The sequence below is a fragment of the Paraconexibacter sp. genome, from assembly GCF_041602235.1.
Taxonomy (GTDB): domain Bacteria; phylum Actinomycetota; class Thermoleophilia; order Solirubrobacterales; family Solirubrobacteraceae; genus Paraconexibacter.
The window spans coordinates 1-16,760 of record NZ_JBFIGP010000058.1 but is presented as its reverse complement, the minus strand read 5'-3'; the positions used below and the strand labels follow the sequence as shown (position 1 = coordinate 16,760).

16 protein-coding genes and 1 riboswitch are annotated in these 16,760 nt (G+C 72.7%); of the genes, 11 read left to right on the top strand and 5 right to left on the bottom strand.

Features of this window, described 5'->3' with window-relative positions; genetic code table 11:
* The first annotated feature begins 200 nt into the window (after positions 1 to 200).
* The 4 genes from ABYE80_RS07095 (at position 201) to ABYE80_RS07080 (ending at position 4,625) form a co-directional block, all read left to right on the top strand.
* Positions 201 to 2,354, top strand: a complete 2,154-nt coding sequence (locus tag ABYE80_RS07095; RefSeq protein ID WP_372789570.1) for an MMPL family transporter — start codon at positions 201 to 203, stop codon at positions 2,352 to 2,354.
* A gap of 91 nt (positions 2,355 to 2,445) precedes the next feature.
* Positions 2,446 to 2,691, top strand: coding sequence for a hypothetical protein (locus ABYE80_RS07090; RefSeq protein WP_372789569.1), 246 nt, complete (start codon positions 2,446 to 2,448; stop codon positions 2,689 to 2,691).
* Positions 2,675 to 3,433, top strand: a complete 759-nt coding sequence (locus ABYE80_RS07085) for a hypothetical protein (RefSeq protein ID WP_372789568.1) — start codon at positions 2,675 to 2,677, stop codon at positions 3,431 to 3,433. Before ABYE80_RS07090 ends, ABYE80_RS07085 begins: the two co-directional genes overlap by 17 nt.
* A gap of 19 nt (positions 3,434 to 3,452) precedes the next feature.
* Entirely contained in the window at positions 3,453 to 4,625 is a 1,173-nt protein-coding gene (locus tag ABYE80_RS07080; RefSeq protein WP_372789567.1) for a serine protease, read from the top strand.
* A gap of 9 nt (positions 4,626 to 4,634) precedes the next feature.
* On the opposite strand, the gene ABYE80_RS07075 is transcribed toward ABYE80_RS07080, so the two are convergent.
* Positions 4,635 to 4,919: a hypothetical protein gene (locus ABYE80_RS07075; protein ID WP_372789566.1), complete on the bottom strand. Its 285-nt coding sequence runs from the start codon at positions 4,917 to 4,919 to the stop codon at positions 4,635 to 4,637.
* On the opposite strand from ABYE80_RS07075, the gene ABYE80_RS07070 reads away from it, so the two are divergent.
* Together ABYE80_RS07070 and ABYE80_RS07065 are read left to right on the top strand one after the other, a co-directional pair.
* Positions 4,918 to 5,820 (top strand): AAA family ATPase, encoded by a 903-nt coding sequence (locus tag ABYE80_RS07070; RefSeq protein WP_372789565.1) that lies wholly within the window; start codon positions 4,918 to 4,920, stop codon positions 5,818 to 5,820. The genes ABYE80_RS07075 and ABYE80_RS07070 overlap by 2 nt on opposite strands.
* Complete coding sequence (locus ABYE80_RS07065; RefSeq protein WP_372789564.1) at positions 5,817 to 7,259, top strand: VWA domain-containing protein; 1,443 nt, start codon at positions 5,817 to 5,819, stop codon at positions 7,257 to 7,259. The genes ABYE80_RS07070 and ABYE80_RS07065 overlap by 4 nt, the downstream gene beginning before the upstream one ends.
* A 24-nt stretch (positions 7,260 to 7,283) precedes the next feature.
* On the opposite strand, the gene ABYE80_RS07060 is transcribed toward ABYE80_RS07065, so the two are convergent.
* Positions 7,284 to 9,539 carry a neutral/alkaline non-lysosomal ceramidase N-terminal domain-containing protein gene (locus tag ABYE80_RS07060; RefSeq protein ID WP_372789563.1) on the bottom strand — a complete coding sequence of 752 codons (2,256 nt, stop codon included), beginning with the start codon at positions 9,537 to 9,539 and terminating at the stop codon, positions 7,284 to 7,286.
* Positions 9,540 to 9,643: 104 nt separating this feature from the next.
* Positions 9,644 to 9,756, top strand: a riboswitch (TPP riboswitch).
* Positions 9,757 to 9,899: 143 nt separating this feature from the next.
* Between ABYE80_RS07060 and ABYE80_RS07055 the strand changes: the two genes are divergently transcribed.
* From ABYE80_RS07055 to ABYE80_RS07045, 3 genes are read left to right on the top strand one after another with little or no spacing between them, the layout of a single operon-like run.
* Positions 9,900 to 10,547, top strand: coding sequence for an ABC transporter ATP-binding protein (locus tag ABYE80_RS07055; protein ID WP_372789562.1), 648 nt, complete (start codon positions 9,900 to 9,902; stop codon positions 10,545 to 10,547).
* Positions 10,544 to 11,290 carry an ABC transporter permease gene (locus tag ABYE80_RS07050; protein WP_372789561.1) on the top strand — a complete coding sequence of 249 codons (747 nt, stop codon included), beginning with the start codon at positions 10,544 to 10,546 and terminating at the stop codon, positions 11,288 to 11,290. The genes ABYE80_RS07055 and ABYE80_RS07050 overlap by 4 nt, the downstream gene beginning before the upstream one ends.
* Positions 11,290 to 12,330: an ABC transporter substrate-binding protein gene (locus tag ABYE80_RS07045; RefSeq protein WP_372789560.1), complete on the top strand. Its 1,041-nt coding sequence runs from the start codon at positions 11,290 to 11,292 to the stop codon at positions 12,328 to 12,330. Before ABYE80_RS07050 ends, ABYE80_RS07045 begins: the two co-directional genes overlap by 1 nt.
* Positions 12,331 to 12,348: 18 nt before the next feature.
* Here the strand turns inward: ABYE80_RS07045 and ABYE80_RS07040 are convergent, their stop codons facing one another.
* Together ABYE80_RS07040 and ABYE80_RS07035 are read right to left on the bottom strand one after the other, a co-directional pair.
* Positions 12,349 to 13,257, bottom strand: coding sequence for a DNA-3-methyladenine glycosylase (locus ABYE80_RS07040; protein ID WP_372789559.1), 909 nt, complete (start codon positions 13,255 to 13,257; stop codon positions 12,349 to 12,351).
* Entirely contained in the window at positions 13,254 to 13,625 is a 372-nt protein-coding gene (locus ABYE80_RS07035; protein ID WP_372789558.1) for a hypothetical protein, read from the bottom strand. Before ABYE80_RS07035 ends, ABYE80_RS07040 begins: the two co-directional genes overlap by 4 nt.
* 76 nt (positions 13,626 to 13,701) lie before the next feature.
* On the opposite strand from ABYE80_RS07035, the gene ABYE80_RS07030 reads away from it, so the two are divergent.
* Positions 13,702 to 14,388 carry a sterol desaturase family protein gene (locus tag ABYE80_RS07030; protein WP_372789557.1) on the top strand — a complete coding sequence of 229 codons (687 nt, stop codon included), beginning with the start codon at positions 13,702 to 13,704 and terminating at the stop codon, positions 14,386 to 14,388.
* On the opposite strand, the gene ABYE80_RS07025 is transcribed toward ABYE80_RS07030, so the two are convergent.
* Positions 14,352 to 15,500, bottom strand: a complete 1,149-nt coding sequence (locus tag ABYE80_RS07025) for a hypothetical protein (RefSeq protein ID WP_372789556.1) — start codon at positions 15,498 to 15,500, stop codon at positions 14,352 to 14,354. The two genes, ABYE80_RS07030 and ABYE80_RS07025, sit on opposite strands and share 37 nt — an antisense overlap.
* Positions 15,501 to 15,516: 16 nt before the next feature.
* Here ABYE80_RS07025 and ABYE80_RS07020 point away from each other — a divergent pair.
* Positions 15,517 to 16,760, top strand: a 1,244-nt coding sequence (locus ABYE80_RS07020) for an aminotransferase class I/II-fold pyridoxal phosphate-dependent enzyme (RefSeq protein WP_372789555.1), incomplete at its 3' end; no start/stop codon positions are given.

The window sequence follows — 16,760 nt, the reverse complement described above, 5'->3', positions numbered from 1 at the left end:
TGCACCAGTGCGCTGGCGGCGTCCAGGAGCTGCTCTCGCAGCAGGTCGCCCTCACCCCGGGCAGCACGCTGGCGTGGTCTCGTGGCGGGAGGTGGTTCCGGCGCAGTCACGGGACCAGCATAGCGATGACTTGACACCCGTCTATCTACGTGTGTATATGTACGGTCGTCTACACACTCTCTCCCTCAAGGACCGCTCCTGTGTCACCGCTCCTGCACCGCCTCACATCCCGCCCTCGGCGCAGCCTGGGGATCACCTTCATCGTGGTCATCGTCGCCGCCGCGCTCGGCGGACCCGTGTTCGGAGCGCTCAGCGCCGACGGCGGCTTCGTCGCCCAGGACGCCGAGTCGCTGGCCGCCGTGCAGCGCGTCGAGGCCGCCACCGGAACCGCGGCGGCACCCGAGGTGATCGTGTTGCAGCGGACGCCCGACGACGCGGCGGTCCGTGACGCCGCACTCGCGGCGGTCGACCGCGAGCTGCGCACGATCACGGGCGTCGCGACGGTCACGTCGTACGCCACCGGCGGCGACCGCTCCCTCCTGTCCCACGACGGCAGGACCGCAGGCCACGCCGTCGTCCTGCGGGCGAACGCGGACGACGACGCCGTGCTGCGGGCCCTCGAAGAGCGCCTCGCCGGCCGAGACGACCTGCTGCTGGGCGGGAATCTCGTCGCCGACCGGCAGCTGGGCGACCAGATCTCCGAGGACCTCGGTCGCGCCGAGACGTTCGCCTTCCCCCTGCTCCTGCTGCTCTCGCTCGTGTTCTTCCGGGGGCGCCGCGCGGCGGTGATGCCGCTGGTCGTCGGGGTGACCACCGTCCTGGTCACCTTTCTGACGCTCCGCGGCATCAACGAGGTCAAGGGGCTCTCGATCTTCGCCCTCAACCTCGTGATCGGCCTGGGGCTCGGTCTGGCCATCGACTACACGCTGCTCCTGCTCACCCGCTACCGCGAGGAGCTCGCGCACCACGGACCGGGCGCCGCCGCGATCGCCGCGACCATGGCGAGCGCCGGGCGCACCGTGGCGTTCAGCGCGGCGACCGTCGCGATCGCGCTCGCCTCGCTGACGCTGTTCCCGCTGAACTTCCTGCAGTCGATGGGCATCGGAGGCGCGGCGGTGTCGGTGGTCGCCGCGCTGGCGTCGCTCGCGATCACGCCGATGTTCCTCGCGCTCTGGGGTCCGCGTCTGGCGGTCCCCGACCGGCAGGAGCAGTCCGCCGGCCGCTGGTACCGCGTCTCCCACGGGGTGATGCGGCGTCCCGGACTCATCGCGGCCGGCACGGCCCTGCTCATGCTGTCGCTGAGTCTCCCCGCACTGAGGGCGCAGTGGACGCCGGTCGACGCCTCCATCGTGCCCGCGTCCCTGAGCTCCAGGCAAGTCGCCGACCAGCTCACCCGGGACTTCCCGCGCGACGACAGCACGCCGATCTCGGTCGCCGTCGACGCGCGCAACGGAACCGAGCAGGACGTCCGGACCCTGGCCGCCGACCTCCGCGCCATCCCCGGCGTCGAGCGGATCGACGGGCCGCGCCGCCTCGACGAGGCGACGTGGCTCATCGGCGTCGGCGCCCGGGGCGGGCGCGTCGGACAGACCGCCCGCGACGTCGTGCAGGATGCGCGGGCGCTCCCGACGCCGCTCACCGTGGAGGTCGGCGGAGAGGCCGCCGAGTTCCTGGACCAGCAGTCCGCCATCGCCGGCCGTCTCCCGGTCGCGCTGGCCGCGCTGGCGCTCCTGACGTTCGCCCTGCTGTGGCTCATGACCGGCTCGGTGATCCTGCCGATCAAGGCGCTCGTGATGAACGCGCTCACCGTGGGCACCACGCTCGGGATCCTCACGCTGATCTTCCAGGACGGACGGCTGGAGGGCCTCCTGGGGTTCACGAGCAACGGCGGCATCGAATCGACGGACTTCGTCGTCACCGCCGCGCTCGTGTTCGCGCTGTCCACCGACTACGGCGTCTTCCTGCTGGGCCGCATCAAGGAAGTCCGCGACCGCGCCCTGGCCGCGGGGGCCCCGGTCGACGAGCGCGAGGTGGTGGCGACCGGCGTGGCGCGCACCGGTGCGGTCGTGACCGCGGCGGCGATCCTGCTGGCGGTGGCGATCGGCGCCTTCAGCACGTCGTCGATCCTGTTCATCAAGCAGATCGGGGTCGGCGCCGCCGTCGGCGTCCTGGTCGACGCGTTCGTGGTCCGCACGCTGCTGGTACCCGCCCTGATGGCGCTGCTCGGGCGCTGGAACTGGTGGTCCCCGGCTCCCCTGCGCCGTCTCCACGACCGGATCGGGCTGTCCGAGAGCGGCGATCACCGCCGGAAGGTCGGCGCCATCGGCGCTCCGGCGGCCGCGACCGGCTCCTGAAGCCCGTCCCTGACCGCGGAACGGGGCCCGTCCACGCGGGCGGGCCCCGGCCCCGACCGACCCGGCAGGCCCGCGCGGTACGATCGCGAGCGTGTCCTCCGCAGCCGCAGACCGCGTCCGTACCCTGCTGCTGCGCGCCGACAACCTGCTGAAGAACACACCGGAGAACGCCAGTCCCGGATCGCACGACGACCGGGCGCTGCGGGCCCGGACGGCGCTGCGCGAGGCCGCCGACGTCGCCGCGGACCCATCCGTGGACGAGCGCATCCGCGACCTGGTGCAACGCCGACTCGACGCGCTCGACGCTTTGGGGGACGCCGATGCCCCGGACGCCTGAGCCTCGCGGCGACACCGCGGCACGGGCAGGCGAGGCCGCCGAGCGGGCCGGCAGCGCTGCCCGGGGCCTGGCCACGCGCATCGCACGGTCCTTCCGCAACCTCGAGTCCTCCCAGCGGCTCAGCGGCTACGCCTCGCTGGGACTCGTCGCCACGATGTTCCTGCCCTGGTACTCGAAGTCGGTGACCGCGATCGTCACCCGCGGGCAGAACCAGTCGCTGGCGAGCCGCAGCGACAGCCTCTCGGCCTGGACCGCCTTCTCCTTCGTCGAGGCTGCGACGCTGCTGGTCGCCGCCGGCGTCCTGCTGCTGCTGTTCCGGCGGGGTGAGGGGCGCGCGTTCCACCTGCCCGGCGGGGACGGCTCCGTCATCGCGGTCGCCGGAGGGTGGGCGTCCTTCCTCATCTTCTACCGCCTGCTGGACCAGCCCGACGCGGAGACGACCCGGACGCTCACCACGAACTACGGGTTGCGCTGGGGCATCTTCTTCGCGCTCGGCGCCGCGCTGTTCCTGGCGTCGACGGGGGTCCGGTTGCGCGCGGCACGCCTGAGCGAACCGCCGCTGCCCGGCGATCCCGACCCGACGACCCACCCCGGCCCGACGCCCAAGGACGAGGTCACCCGCGTGGACAGCTCGCTGCAGCCGACGCGTGTCGAACGCGGCGAGCGGCCTCGCGCCCGAGCGACCGGAAATCCCCCTCCCGTCGACGGCGGGACGCAGCTGAGCTTCGACGAGGACGAGTGACGCTCCGTATCGTGGGCTCATGGCCCGACGCTCCCTGACCCTCGCCATCCTCGTCGGCGGGGGCCTCCTCTGGTCCGGCACGGCCCACGCGATCGTCGGCGGGCACGCGCCGTCCCGGTCCTATCCGGGCATGGTGCAGCTGGAGCAGCGCGGCGACTTCATCTGCGGCGCGAGCCTCGTCCGGTCGACGTGGGTCCTCACCGCGGCCCACTGCGTCAGCGACGGCGAGAACGGCGGACCCACCAGTCCGGGCGACCTCACGCTGGTGCTCGGTCGGACGCGGCGCAGCGACGAGTCCACCGGCGAGCGACTGCGCGCGACGCGGGTCATCCGCCACGAGTCCTACGGCACGCCCAACGCGTCGAGCAACGACGTCGCGCTGATCGAGCTTCCGCGTGCCGCCCGCCAGGCGCCCTACCGCGTGGTGACCCCGGCCGAAGCGGATCTGTGGAAGCCCGGGACCACGGCGACGGTCACCGGATGGGGTGGTCGCGTCTTCACCGGCATCGACGGCGGATCGGACGACCTCGAGGAGATCCAGGTCCCGATCCAGTCGGACTCCACCTGCCGGCAGTCCTACAGCGTCACGCTGGGCTACGACGCGGCGACGATGCTGTGCGCCGGCGAGCTCACGGGCGGCCGCGACGCCTGTCAGGGCGACTCGGGCGGACCGCTGACGGTGCTCGACGGCCAGACCCCGGTGCTGGTGGGCGTGGTGTCCTCCGGGCTGGGGTGCGCGTTCCCGACCCAGTACGGGCTCTACGCGCGCATCGGCGCGGCAGCGCTCGCCGGCTGGATCGTCCGCAACGCGGGGCCCGCCCCGACGCCGGCGACGCCCACGGCGCCGGGCACGTCCCCGGGCACGCCGAGCGCCGCGCCGACCCCGACGTCGACCGCGAAGCGCAGGAAGATCCTCGGGCTCAAGCGGGCCGGCCGGCGCGGACGGGCACTGCGCCTGGCGCTCGTCGTCCGGCGTCCGGTCACCGGCCTCAAGGTCACCGTGCGCCGCGTCCGCGGCAAGGACGTGCGCACGGTGAAGCGCACGCGGCGCACGCGGGTGACCCGCAACCTCACGGTCGCGGTGCGGATCCCGCGCACGCGGCGCACGGGACGGCTGAGGATCGTCGTCAGCGGCCGCGACGAGAACGGTCGGCGCGTGGGGTTCGCGCGGACCCTGCGCACCCGCGGCTGACGGGCGTGCTCAACGGCACAGGCCCTTGAGCTCCGGATCGCAGTCGCGGGGATCCCGCGAGTCGCCCTGGTAGCTCGCGAATCCCAGGACGACCATCAGCGCGGTGGCGAGGAACAGCGCCCCCAGCCCCACGCCCACGACGCGGTAGTTGCGGCCGATGTGGCCGAAGATCGCGACGACGACACCGAACGCCATCAGACCGAGCACGGGGGCCGCGGAGATCGTGGATGCGACGAGGAGGTCGACCGGGAGCACCGGGCGAGGATCCCACACCGATATCGTTGCTCGCCTCATGCCCGACACTCCTGCATCCGTCGAGGACGTCGCCAGCGGCCTGCGCGCCACCGGGTACCTCCCGGGCGAGTCCACCGCGCTCGTCTCGTACCTGGCCACGCAACTCGGAAAGCCGATCCTCGTCGAGGGTCCCGCCGGCGTCGGCAAGACGCAGCTCGCCAAGGCGCTCGCCGAGTCGCTGGGACGGGAGCTGGTGCGCCTGCAGTGCTACGAGGGTCTCGACGAGGCCAAGGCGCTCTACGAGTGGAACTACCGCAAGCAGCTGCTGCGCATCCAGGCGGAGGCCGACGGCACCGGCTGGAACGCCGTGCAGGACGACATCTTCGGCGAGGAGTTCCTGCTCACCCGGCCGCTCCTGCAGGCCATCGCCAGCGAGGAGCCGGTCGTCCTGCTGATCGACGAGATCGACAAGACCGACCAGGAGTTCGAGGCGATGCTCCTCGAGCTGCTCTCGGACTTCCAGATCTCGATCCCCGAGCTCGGCACGATCGCCTCGACCACGCATCCGATCGTCCTGCTCACCTCGAACAACTCCCGCGAGCTCACCGAGGCGCTCAAGCGCCGGTGCCTGTACCTCTGGCTGGACTACCCGGAGCTCGAGCACGAGCTGGAGATCGTGAAGCTCCACACGCCCGACCTTCCCGAGGCGGTCGGCCGCCGGCTCGTCGAGCTCGTGCAGCTCGTCCGCGACCTCGACATCAAGAAGCCTCCGAGCATCGCCGAGTCGATCGACTGGGCTCGAGCGCTGCTGCTCCTGGGCGCCACCGACATCGACGCGGACATGTTCCGCGACACGATGTCGATCATCGTCAAGCACCGCACGGACCTCGACGTCGTCAGCGAGCGCGTCGGCGTCAAGCTCACGCCCGGGCTGGCCGGCGGCGCACCCGTCAACCCGTGAGCCAGCGGGCGGGCGGGCCGAATCCACGCGCCGCGGCGCTCCACGCCCGGGGCACCAGCACGGGCGGGCAGGCCCCCGTCGGCATCGCCGCCCGCCTGCTCGAGTTCGGCGAGGAGCTGCGCGGCGAGGGCGTCGCCGTCGGCACGTCCGAGCTGCTCGACGCGTTCAGCGTGCTCGACCACGTCGAATGGACCGACCGCGTGCTGTTCCGCGAGTCGCTCGCCACGACGCTGGCGAAGTCGCCGGAGGACCGGCGGATCTTCGGCCTGGTGTTCGACCGCTTCTTCTTCCGGGCCGCCGAGATGGCCGCGGTCGAGGAGGGCGTCCGCGAGGACGGGGGCATCGACTTCGACCAGGCCGGCGAGTTCGACATGGAGGAGCTCCGCAAGCTGATCGCGGAGGCCATCCAGGACGGCGACGGCGACCGGATGTCGGACCTCGCCCGGCTCGCGATCGCCGCGTTCGGGCAGCAGGGCGAGGGATCCGGGGTCGTCGGGGTCGACGTCCAGCGCATCCGTCGCCAGCTCGGGCTCAAGGCCGAGCCGCAGCCGGACCTCCCCGAGGAGGACCCGCGGCGCGACGGCCTCCCCCGTGACGAGATCCGCAGGTTCGAGCAGATGCTGCGCCGCGAGCTCGAGCGCGGGCAGATCGAACGCACCGAGACGCTCCCCCCGGCACGTCCCCTGAACGAGATCGACCGGGCGCTCCCGTCCGGCCCCCTCCAGGACCTCGCCGCCGTGCACCGCACCGTCATGCAGCTCAAGCGCCGGCTCAAGACCCAGGGCCAGGAGCAGCGCGGCAACCGCCGGCACGCCCACGTGGACGTGCGCAAGACCATGCGCGCCTCGCTCCAGACGGGTGGGGTCCCGGTCGAGCTGAAGTTCAAGCCCAAGCGCCCCAGGCGCCCCGAGATCTACGTCGTCTGCGACGTCTCCACCTCGGTGGCCAGCGCATCGGTGTTCTTCCTCAGCGTCCTGCACGCCCTGCACGACTCGTTCCGCAAGATGCGCTCCTTCGTCTTCATCGAGCGGATCAGCGAGGTGACGGAGGTGTTCCAGAAGGAGCGCAACTTCCGCGCCGTGAGCGAGGCGATCGGGCGCGACGCCGGGGTCGCCGACGTCAGCGGGTACACCGACTACGGGCGGGTCTGGCGCGAGTTCCGCGAGCAGGTCGAGGCCGACCTGCACCCACGCTCGACCGTGATCATCCTCGGCGACGCGCGGACCAACGGCCGCGACCCGGCCGCCGAGGTGTTCGGGCACATCGCCGCGAAGGCGGGCCGGACGTTCTGGCTGAACCCGGAGCCGAAGCTGTACTGGAACTACGGCGACTCCGTGATCGCGACCTACGAGCAGTACTGCGAGGCGTTCGAGTGCTGGACGACCGCGCACCTCGAGGAGTTCGTCAAGGCGCTGACGCGGCCGGTGCACTCGGCCTGAGCGCGACCGGCCGTCGCCCCGCGATCACGGCGGGAAGGACCCGGAGCCCCCGACCCCGGGGGTCCGACCGCCACCGACGCCCATGTTCGTCGGCCACGTCGCCCGCTCGACGGTCCCGACCCGCAACGTCGCGGCCTCCCCGTTGCGGTTGCCCGCGGCGTCCCGCAGCGACCCCGCACGGACGAGGATCGGGGTCCCGGTACGCACGCGGCGCCGGGTGACGACCGACCAGCCGCCGAGCCGTGCGCTCCAGCGCGCCCGCAGCAGCGCCCGGCCGAGGCGCAGGTTCGCCCTGCCCCCTTGCGGCGACGTCGCCCGGAATCGGATGGCCCGCTTCGGGTCCGGTGCCGGAACCTGGGCGGTGAGCAGCAACCGGGTGCGGCCGCCCTTCAGGCGCCGCATCACGACGCCGAGCGGCACCAGGCCGTCGTCGGCGGCGACCGAGAAGGGGCGGGACGGAAGGTCGTAGCGCGCCGACGCGACCCGCAGGCGGTAGGTGCCGGTGGGGAGATCGCCCGGCACGTCGTAGCGCGCCGCGAACGCTCCCTCGGACACCTCGCGCCACGCGATCGACAGGCCCAGGTCGGAGTCCACGCGCCGCCACGACGTGCCCTCCTGGCGCTCGACCGCGATGAACGCCGTGTCGGCAGGACGGTCGACGCCGCCCGCGGCGCCCTTCCAGCCGAGGTCCACCACGTCGAAGCGGCGCACCAGCTCCGCGGGCTCGGTCGTGATCGCCCCCGCGACCCCGCCGTCGCCGACCTCCGGCTTCGCCTCACCGGCATCGCCGAGGTCCCCCGGGACCGTCGGAGCCGGTGCCGGCGCGCCGTCGCGCATCGCGGTCGCGAGCGCCTCGAACGACTGCCGCATCAGGGTGGACGTCCAGATGCCGAAGACGGTGTGCCCGCCCTCGTAGTGCTGCATCTCGTACTCCTCCGGCGTCGTGAGGTAGCCGAGGTAGTCGTTGGTGAGTCCCACGACCACCGGATCGCGCACGCCCGCCGGCAGGAGCGGGCGCACGGCCGCGTCGAACCGGCGGCCCATCTCGACGCTCGGCTCCCCGGGGGCGCCGACCAGCAGGCGATCACCCAGCCGCACCAGGTGCACCTCCGGCTGCGTCTCGTGGACGTCGAGGAGCTCCGACGGGACGGCCTGGATCTTGCGCCCCTGCACTGGGTCCGCCAGCTCGGCGGGCAGCCGTCGCCCTTCGGTCGCCACCGGCTCGTGGAAGATCGAGGCGCCGTCCTCGGAGCCTCCGAGGAAGGGCAGTCCGAAGATCGGGTTCGCCGCGACGCGCCGTCCCGCCTCGACCTCCTGGCCGCAGTAGCAGATCCGTGTCCAGCGGACGTCGACCGGGAGCTCCGTGGTCAGGCGCCGCCCCGCCTGCTCCCACGCCTGACGCGCCCCGGAGGCGATCCGCGCGCCCTGCAGGTCCATCACGGCGGTCGGGTTGTAGGAGTCGAACACCGGCATCAGATCGCCGAGCGACCCGTTGTTGAAGAGCGCGACGAACCCCTGCTCGCGCAGGCCCTGGGGACCGTGGCGGTCGGTGCCGCCGACCGCATCCTCGAGGTGCTGCTCGGCGGGCCCGGCGAGATCGGCGTCCCACAGGTCCGCGGCCGGCGTCGAGGTCGTCAGGTGCACGGGGAAGTTGAGCCACGCGGCGAGCGGACGTCCGTCGGTGCCCTCGATGCGCAGCAAGCGCAGGCGCCGATCGACGGTGTGCTCCGTGCCGAACGGGTCGTCGGCGGCGTCGCCCTCGCCGTAGAACTGGTCGATGCCGTGGGTCGCGAGGTGCGCCTCGATGGAGCGGTTGCGGGCCACGCCGGGCACGGTCGTCGCGCCCCACGCCGCCCGGGCGGGGCGCAGCCGCCGCACGGCCAGACGGACGGCCTCCGCGAGCTGCTGGGTCTGCCACGGAGCGAGCGAGCCGGGCCCCGAGTGGGTGTGGGTACCGGTGTAGAAGACCGTCTCGTGCGTGAAGCCGTCCGGCCGCAGGCGGGCGATCAGCCCCTCCTTGTCCAGCGGGAACCCGAGATCGGTGGCGAGCAGCGCCACCCTGCTGTCGCCGTCGTCGAGCACGATCACGCGACCGGTCAGGCGCGTGTGCACGCCCTTGACGGTGATGTCCGGCCGGACGAACCCGAGCGTCGTCCCGCCGTTCGCCGGCGTGATGTCGACGGCGGCCGCGCCGGCGCGCAGCGGGGCGGCCTGGGCCGCGGAGGGTGCGAGCGCGAAAAGGGCAGCCGTCAGGAGCAGAGCCGGGAGGGGGAGGCGCATTCGCCGATGATCCCATTCCCGGTCCGTCGAGGCGCCGACCCCGCCGGGTCCGTCCACCCCGCGCGCCGGAGATCACGGCGCAGACCAGCTAGCCTGGGGGGACGACGACACACCAGGGGGGCTGGCGGATGCCGGCTGAGAGGGCGCCTCGATCCGGCGCCGACCCTTCGAACCTGTGGGGTAATGCCCGCGGAGGGAGCGATGACCACCAGAACACCCGCGGGGGATCCTGCTCGCAACCCGGACGGCCGCCGCACCAGCGTGACAGCGACGACCACCCCGTCCCCCCGCTCCGGGTCCGTCCGGCTCGATGCGGTCTCGTTCGCGCACCGTCCTCGACGGGGAGCCCCGGTACCGGCCGTGCACGACCTCACGGTCGAGGTGGCTCCGGGCGAGGTCGTCGTCCTGGTCGGTCCGTCGGGGTGTGGCAAGACGACGCTGCTCGAGGTGCTGTGCGGGCTCGTCGAGCCCGACAGCGGGACGGTCGTCGCCGATCCCGCCGTGCTCATGCCCCAGCGGGACCTGCTGCTCCCCTGGCTGACCGCGCTGGACAACGCGGCGCTGGCCCCGCGGTTCGCCGGGGCGGATCGTGAGGCGGCGCGCGACCGCGCGCGTCCGCTGTTCGCCCGCTTCGGGCTGGCCGGGTTCGAGGACGCCCGGCCCGACGAGCTCTCCGGCGGCATGCGCCAGCGCGTCGCGTTCCTGCGCACGCTGCTCAGCGGCAAACCGGTCCTGTGCCTGGACGAGCCCTTCGCGGCGCTCGACGCCTTCACGCGCGAGGAGCTGCGCTCGTGGCTGGCGAGCGCCCTGGCGCAGGAGCCACGCACGGTCGTGCTGGTGACGCACGACGTGGAGGAGGCCGCGGTCCTCGCCGACCGCGTGCTCGTGCTGTCCCCCCGGCCGGCGCGGGTCACGGCCGAGATCCCGGTCACCACCTCCCGTCCGCGCGGGGTGACCGATCCCGCCGTGGTCGCCGCGCGAGCGGCCGTCCTGGAGGCGATGCGGTGATCCTGCCCCTCCTCCTCGTGCTCCTGCTGCTCGGCGTCTGGCAGGCCTACACGGAGCTGGCCTCCGTCGAGCCGCTGATCCTCCCCTCCCCCGTCGAGATCGGGCGCTCGCTCTGGGAGGACCGCACCCTCCTGCTCGACAACCTCGGGGTGACCGCGACCGAGGTCGGTCTCGGCGTGCTCTGCGCGCTGGCCACCGGGGTGGGGGCCGCGATCGTCCTGCACCGCGTCCAGGTGCTGCGCCGCGCCACCTACCCGCTGCTCATCGGCACGCAGGCGGTCCCGGTCGTGACGCTGGCCCCGCTCCTGGTCTTCTGGCTGGGCTTCGGCCTCGCGCCGAAGCTCGCGATCATCACGCTGGTGTGCTTCTTCCCCGTCGCCGTGACCACGCTCGACGCGCTCGACCGCACCGACCCCGACCAGCTCAAGCTGATGCGCACCCTCGGCGCGACCCGCCGCCAGGCGTTCTGGTGGGCGCAGATGCCCGCGGCGCTCCCGGCTGCCCTCTCGGGCGCCCGCATCTCGGTCGCGATCGCCGTGATCGGCGCGGTGCTCGCCGAGGACTCGGGCTCCAACGCCGGGCTCGGGCACCTCCTGCGGCAGTCGACCGGCCAGCTGGAGACCGCCCGCGGATACGCCGCGGTCGTCGTGCTGGCCGCCTTCGCGATCACCCTCTTCTACACCCTGGTCCTGGTGGAGCGCAGGCTCCTGCCCTGGACCCAACGACCCGGAGGACCCTCCTGATGACCCGTCGCCCCGCGGTGGCCGCTGCCACCGCCCTGCTGTCCGTCTGCGCCGTGGCGCTCACCGCGTGCGGCGAGAAGGACGACCGTGCCACGGCCGCGCCGCCGACCGAGAAGCTCACGCTGATGCTGGACTACTTCCCCAACGCCGACCACGCGGGGATCTACGCCGCGCAGGCCTCCGGCGCCTTCGCCGACGTCGGCCTCGACGTCGACATCCAGACCCCGGCCGACCCGGCCGCCCCGCTGAAGCTCGTGGCGGGCGGGCGCGCGGACCTCGCGATCTCCTACGAGCCGGAGCTCCTGCTGGCCCGGGACAAGGGCACGAAGGTCGTCGCCGTCGGTGCGATCGCCAACGAGCCGCTGACCTCGATCATGGCGCTCGGGTCGGCCAAGATCGACACGCCCGAGGACCTCCGGGGCAAGACGGTCGGTACGGCCGGGATCCCGTACCAGTCGGCCTACCTCGAGACCATCCTGCGGGAGGCCGGCGTGGACCCGTCGGACGTCAAGGAGGTGAACGTCGGGTTCAACCTCGTGCCCGCGATGCTCTCCAAGAAGGTCGACGCCACCCTCGGGTCGTTCTGGAACTACGAGGGAACCCAGCTCCAGCGGGAGAAGAAGGACCCCTCGATCATCCGGGTCGACGAGGCCGGGGTGCCGACCTACGACGAGCTGATCGTCGTGGCGTCCGAGACCACCACCAAGAAGCGCGGCGCGCTCATCCGCCGGTTCTTCCAGGCGCTGCGTCGCGGCACCGAGGCGGTCCGCGCCGACCCGGCTGCCGGCGTCGACCCGCTGCTGCAGGCCAACCCCGACCTCAAGCGCGGCCTGCAGGAGGCCGTGGTGCGCAAGACGCTGCCCGTGTTCTTCCCGAAGGAGTCCGACCAGCCCTTCGGGTACATGGACCCGGACTCGTGGAGGGCGTACGGCGAGTGGATGCTCGACCGCGGGCTGATCACGCGACCGGTCGAGCCGACGGCGCTCACGAACGAGTTCCTGCCCGGCGCGCCGATCGGCGGCCCCGAGAACGGCAACTAGGGCGGCGGCGGTCGAGGATCAGGCGGCGAGCCGGGAGGGCCCGGCGACGGCGGCGTGCAGCAGGTGCACGCCGGCCAGCCCGGCCCACGGGTCGTACCGGGCGAGCAACGCACGGACCTCCGCCTCCTGGGCGCGGGCCCGTGGGTCGCCCCCGGACGTCAGCGCGCCGACGACCTTCAGGAAGCCGAGGTCGCCGGCCGGGACCTGGTCGTTGCGACCTTGCCCGAGCACCGCCAGGACCTCCACGGTCCACGCGCCGATCCCCGGGATCGCGCGCAGGCGCCGCCAGCCGTGCTCGTGGTCGGGGTCATCGAGGTCGACCCGTCCCGAGGCCACCTCCCGGGCGGCGCGCACGAGCGCGAGCGCGCGCCCGGCCGAGAGGTCGTAGGACTGCAGACGCGCGGGAGACAGGCTCGCGACCGTCGCGGCGTCCGGCGCGTCCCGCAAGCCGGTGTACGCCCACGCAGGGGCGTCCCGGCCGTGGTGCCGCACGATGCGCCGCTGGATCCGGACCGCCCGGTCGTACTCGATGAGCTGCTCCGTGACGGCCCAGGCGAGGGCCTCGAACGGCACCGGGCGCCTGCGCGCGCGCAGCCACGGGCGGCGCCGCACCGAGGCGCCGATGAGGGGGTCGTCGCGGAAGCGCTCGTGGAAGTCCCGGAGGTCCTCCTGCACCCCCAGCATCGCCCGCAACCGCTCGACGCCGTGCTGGGCGTCCGGGCGCGCGAGCGCGCGGGCTCCGAGGACCAGGCGGTCCGGCTCGGGCTGGGCGGCCCGGAGCTCGACGGGACGGCCTGCGACATGGATGAGCCGCAGCCACACCCGTCCGCGACGCTGGGCCAGGCCGTCCATCCCGCCTCCGGGCAACCGGACCGGCCAGACCGGACGGACCTCGTCGCGGACCTCGACCGGGACGCTCGCCGTCACCGTCGGCCGAGCACGTGCACGTCGACGACGAAGGTACGGGTCTCGAGAACGTCCACGCCGTCGCGGCTGCGCGCCTGACGGGACCGGCGACCGCTCCGCCGCCCGCGTGCGGCCCGGACGATCGCCGTGGTGGCCACGCCGGCGACGATGCCGGTGGCCGCTGCTGCCGCCGCCTGGGCGACGACCTGACCGGTCGAGGCGCCGACCAGCCCGCGCGCCCGTCCGGCCGGGGGCGCCGGCTCGAGCCCGGGACCGCTGCCACGCCGCGGCGGGAGGGGCAGCGCGTCCCCGTCCACGGGCTCGGCCGTGACCTCCTCGACGTCGTCGAAGGGCTCGGTCTCGGTCCCCAGAGGCGGCTGTGGCGGCATCCTGCCGCAGTGTAGACCGACCGCCCGACCCCACGGCGCGAGTCCGGCGGGATCTCGCGGTATGGTCTGCACCGAGATGGCCACGCAGGAGGAGACACCGGTCCCCCAGGCGACCCGCAGTGAGCAGCTGCGCGCATCACCGCCGATGTTCTCCTCACCCGCGCTGGACCGTCTCACGCGGGTCCATCCCGCGGTCGTCCCGGCGCTGTTCGTCCCGATCATCCTGGCGTTCGGCGTGTTCGCGGTCGACGCGGGGCTCACCTCCGTGCCGGAGATCATCGCCTGGATCGTCGTCGGCTACGTGACCTGGACCCTGGCCGAGTACTGGCTGCACCGCATCGTCTTCCACTTCGAGCCCGACCACGGTCTCGGTGCCCGACTGCACTGGATGATCCACGGGGTCCATCACGACCACCCGAACGACCCGCTGCGCCTGGTCATGCCGCCGTCGGCCAGCATCCCGCTCGGCACGCTCTTCGTCCTGGCCTTCCTCGCGGTCCTCCCGACCGCTGAGGCCTGCGCGCTCAGCGCCGGGTTCTTCGCCGGCTACCTCGCCTACGACATGACCCACTACGCGCTGCACCATCACGTCCCGAAGTCCCGTCTCGGGCGCCGCCTGCGCGAGCACCACATGCGCCATCACTTCCAGGACGACTCCGTCGCGTTCGGGATCAGCGCACCGTGGTGGGACGTCGTGTTCGGCACCTCCCCGCGGCACCGGACGGCTCAGTCCTCCGAGGCCGCACCCCACACGCGCTCGTAGACGCGGTAGCGCTTGACGATCGTCCCGCCCATGGCCTCCATGGCGCGGTTCATCGCCTTGTTGGTCTCGAGGATCCACCCCATCTCGCCGCCCTTCTGGGGCCGCACCTCGGCCATGTCGAAGTGCTCGACGTACATCTTGGCCGCGACCCCCGTGTGCTGGAACTCGGGCTTCACCCCCAGGAAGCCGACGCGCACCCTCGTGATCCGGCGCGACTTGGTGAGGAACTTCCACCAGCCCAGCGGGAGCAGCCGGCCGTTCATCTGCTTGAGCACCTGGTTGACGTCGGGGACCGTGATGGCGACGCCCACGGTCTCCCCTCCGGCCGTCTCGGTGACCATGAACCAGTGCTTGTCGAACACCAGCTGCAGCTCCTGGGCGTACTGGTCGAGGTCCTTGTCGTCGTAGGGGGAGAAGCCCCAGTTACGTGACCACGCGCTGTTGTAGACGTCCTTGAAGCGGTCGATGTCCTTGCGCAGCGAGCGCCGGGACATCTTGCGCAGGCGGATGCCGTGCTTGGACTCGACCTGGTCGGCGAGCTCGAACAGCACGGGCAGCATCTTGGTGCGGTCCGAGACCTCGAGGTTCCACATCCACAGGTCCATCGCCTTCTCGAGGCCCTCGGCCTGCTCGCAGCGCTCGAAGTAGTACGGCGGGTGCCACGGCTGCTTGATCTGCGGGTCGATGTCGTAGCCCTCGTAGAGGATCCCCGACTCGTCGTTCATCGAGAAGTCGGCGGGACCCACCATCCGGTCGCAGTCCTTCTCGCGCAGCCATGCCTCGGCCGCGTCCAGCAGCGCGCTGAGCACCTCGCCGTCGTCCTCGAGCTCCAGGAACCCGAACCAGCCCCAGGCGCTCTCGTGGAAGGCGTTGTAGGCGTGGTCGACGTGGGCGCTGATGCGGCCGACGACGCGGCCGTCGCGGCGGGCGAGGAAGTACTGCGCCTCGCCGTGATTGAAGAACGCGTTGAGGCGTCGGCTCAGGAACATGCGGCGCTCGAGCCGCAGCGGGGGAACCCAGCGCGGCGAAGTAGCATGCACCCGGTACGGGAGTTCGATGAACTCCCGTAGGTCCCGGGCCGAACGGACGGGACGGATCTCCACGGTCGGCATCGAAGGAGCACCCTATATGTCTCACACCGCCATCGACGTCTTCGCGAAGGTCCGGGGCCACGAACGCGAGGCGCAGCTCAAGGCGGCACGGGAGGCCGACGTTCTTCCGTACTTCCGGGTGCTCGACGGCCCGGCCCGACCGGTGGTCGAGATGGAGGGCGCCGAGCGGATCATGCTCGGCTCGAACAACTACCTCGGCCTCACGGGCGACGACCGGGTGATGCAGGGTGCGCGCGACGCGCTCGAGCGTTACGGGACCGGACTGACGGGCTCGCGGCTGCTGAACGGCACGATCCCGCTCCACACCCAGCTCGAGGAGGAGCTCGCCGACTGGATGGGGACAGAGGACGCCATCGTCTTCACGACCGGTCACCAGGCGAACGTGGGCACCCTGGGCACCCTGCTGGCCCCGGGGGACACCGTCGTCGCGGACTCGGGCGATCACGCCTCGATCCTGGACGGGTGCCTGCTCTCCAAGGCGAAGCTGCGCCCGTTCCGGCACAACCGCCTCGACAAGCTGGAGCGCACGCTGGAGCGCGCCGCCGGGGACGGAGGTGGCGTCCTCGTCGTCGTCGACGGTGTCTTCTCGATGGAGGGGGACATCGCCCCGCTCCCCGAGATCGTCGCGCTCTGCGAGCGCTTCGGCGCCCGGCTGATGGTCGACGAGGCGCACGGCGCCGGTGTGCTCGGGGCCACCGGTGCCGGCACGGCGGAGCTGTTCGGGGTGCAGGATCGCGTCGACCTGCGGATGGGCACGTTCTCGAAGTCGCTGGCGTCGTGCGGCGGCTTCGTGGTCGGCTCCCGTGAGGTCATCGACTACCTGCGCGTGTCCTCCCGTGCCTTCCTCTTCACCGCGGCCGCGGTGCCCGCCGCCGTCGGCGCGGCGCTGTCGGCGTTGCGCGTCCTGCGGTCCCCGGACGGGCCTCCCCTGCTCGCCGCGGTCCTCGAGAACGCCCGCTACCTCCGTGACGGTCTCGAGGAGCGCGGCTTCGCGGTCGTGAGCCCGCAGGCGCTGCCGGGCGGGTCGGACATCGTGACCCCGATCGTCCCGGTGCTCGTCGGGGACGACTGGAAGGCCGTGTTGCTGTGGCGGGCGCTCTGGGACGCCGGGGTGTTCGTCAACACCGCCCTGCACCCGGCCGTGCCGCCCGGGGGCGCCCTGCTGCGCACCAGCGTGATGGCGACGCACGATCGTCCGACGCTGGATCGGGCGCTGGAGCGCTTCAGCGAGGTCAAGTCGCGGTTCGAGGCCGAGCACGG

Excerpts from the sequence above, each read along its gene's own strand:
- ABYE80_RS07085 (WP_372789568.1), top strand. The coding sequence starts at position 2,675 with ATGCCCCGGACGCCTGAGCCTCGCGGCGACACCGCGGCACGGGCAGGC.
- ABYE80_RS07080 (WP_372789567.1), top strand. The coding sequence starts at position 3,453 with ATGGCCCGACGCTCCCTGACCCTCGCCATCCTCGTCGGCGGGGGCCTC.
- ABYE80_RS07070 (WP_372789565.1), top strand. The coding sequence starts at position 4,918 with ATGCCCGACACTCCTGCATCCGTCGAGGACGTCGCCAGCGGCCTGCGC.
- ABYE80_RS07075 (WP_372789566.1), bottom strand. The coding sequence starts at position 4,919 with ATGAGGCGAGCAACGATATCGGTGTGGGATCCTCGCCCGGTGCTCCCG.
- ABYE80_RS07060 (WP_372789563.1), bottom strand. The coding sequence starts at position 9,539 with ATGCGCCTCCCCCTCCCGGCTCTGCTCCTGACGGCTGCCCTTTTCGCG.
- ABYE80_RS07045 (WP_372789560.1), top strand. The coding sequence starts at position 11,290 with ATGACCCGTCGCCCCGCGGTGGCCGCTGCCACCGCCCTGCTGTCCGTC.
- ABYE80_RS07035 (WP_372789558.1), bottom strand. The coding sequence starts at position 13,625 with ATGCCGCCACAGCCGCCTCTGGGGACCGAGACCGAGCCCTTCGACGAC.
- ABYE80_RS07030 (WP_372789557.1), top strand. The coding sequence starts at position 13,702 with ATGGCCACGCAGGAGGAGACACCGGTCCCCCAGGCGACCCGCAGTGAG.
- ABYE80_RS07025 (WP_372789556.1), bottom strand. The coding sequence starts at position 15,500 with ATGCCGACCGTGGAGATCCGTCCCGTCCGTTCGGCCCGGGACCTACGG.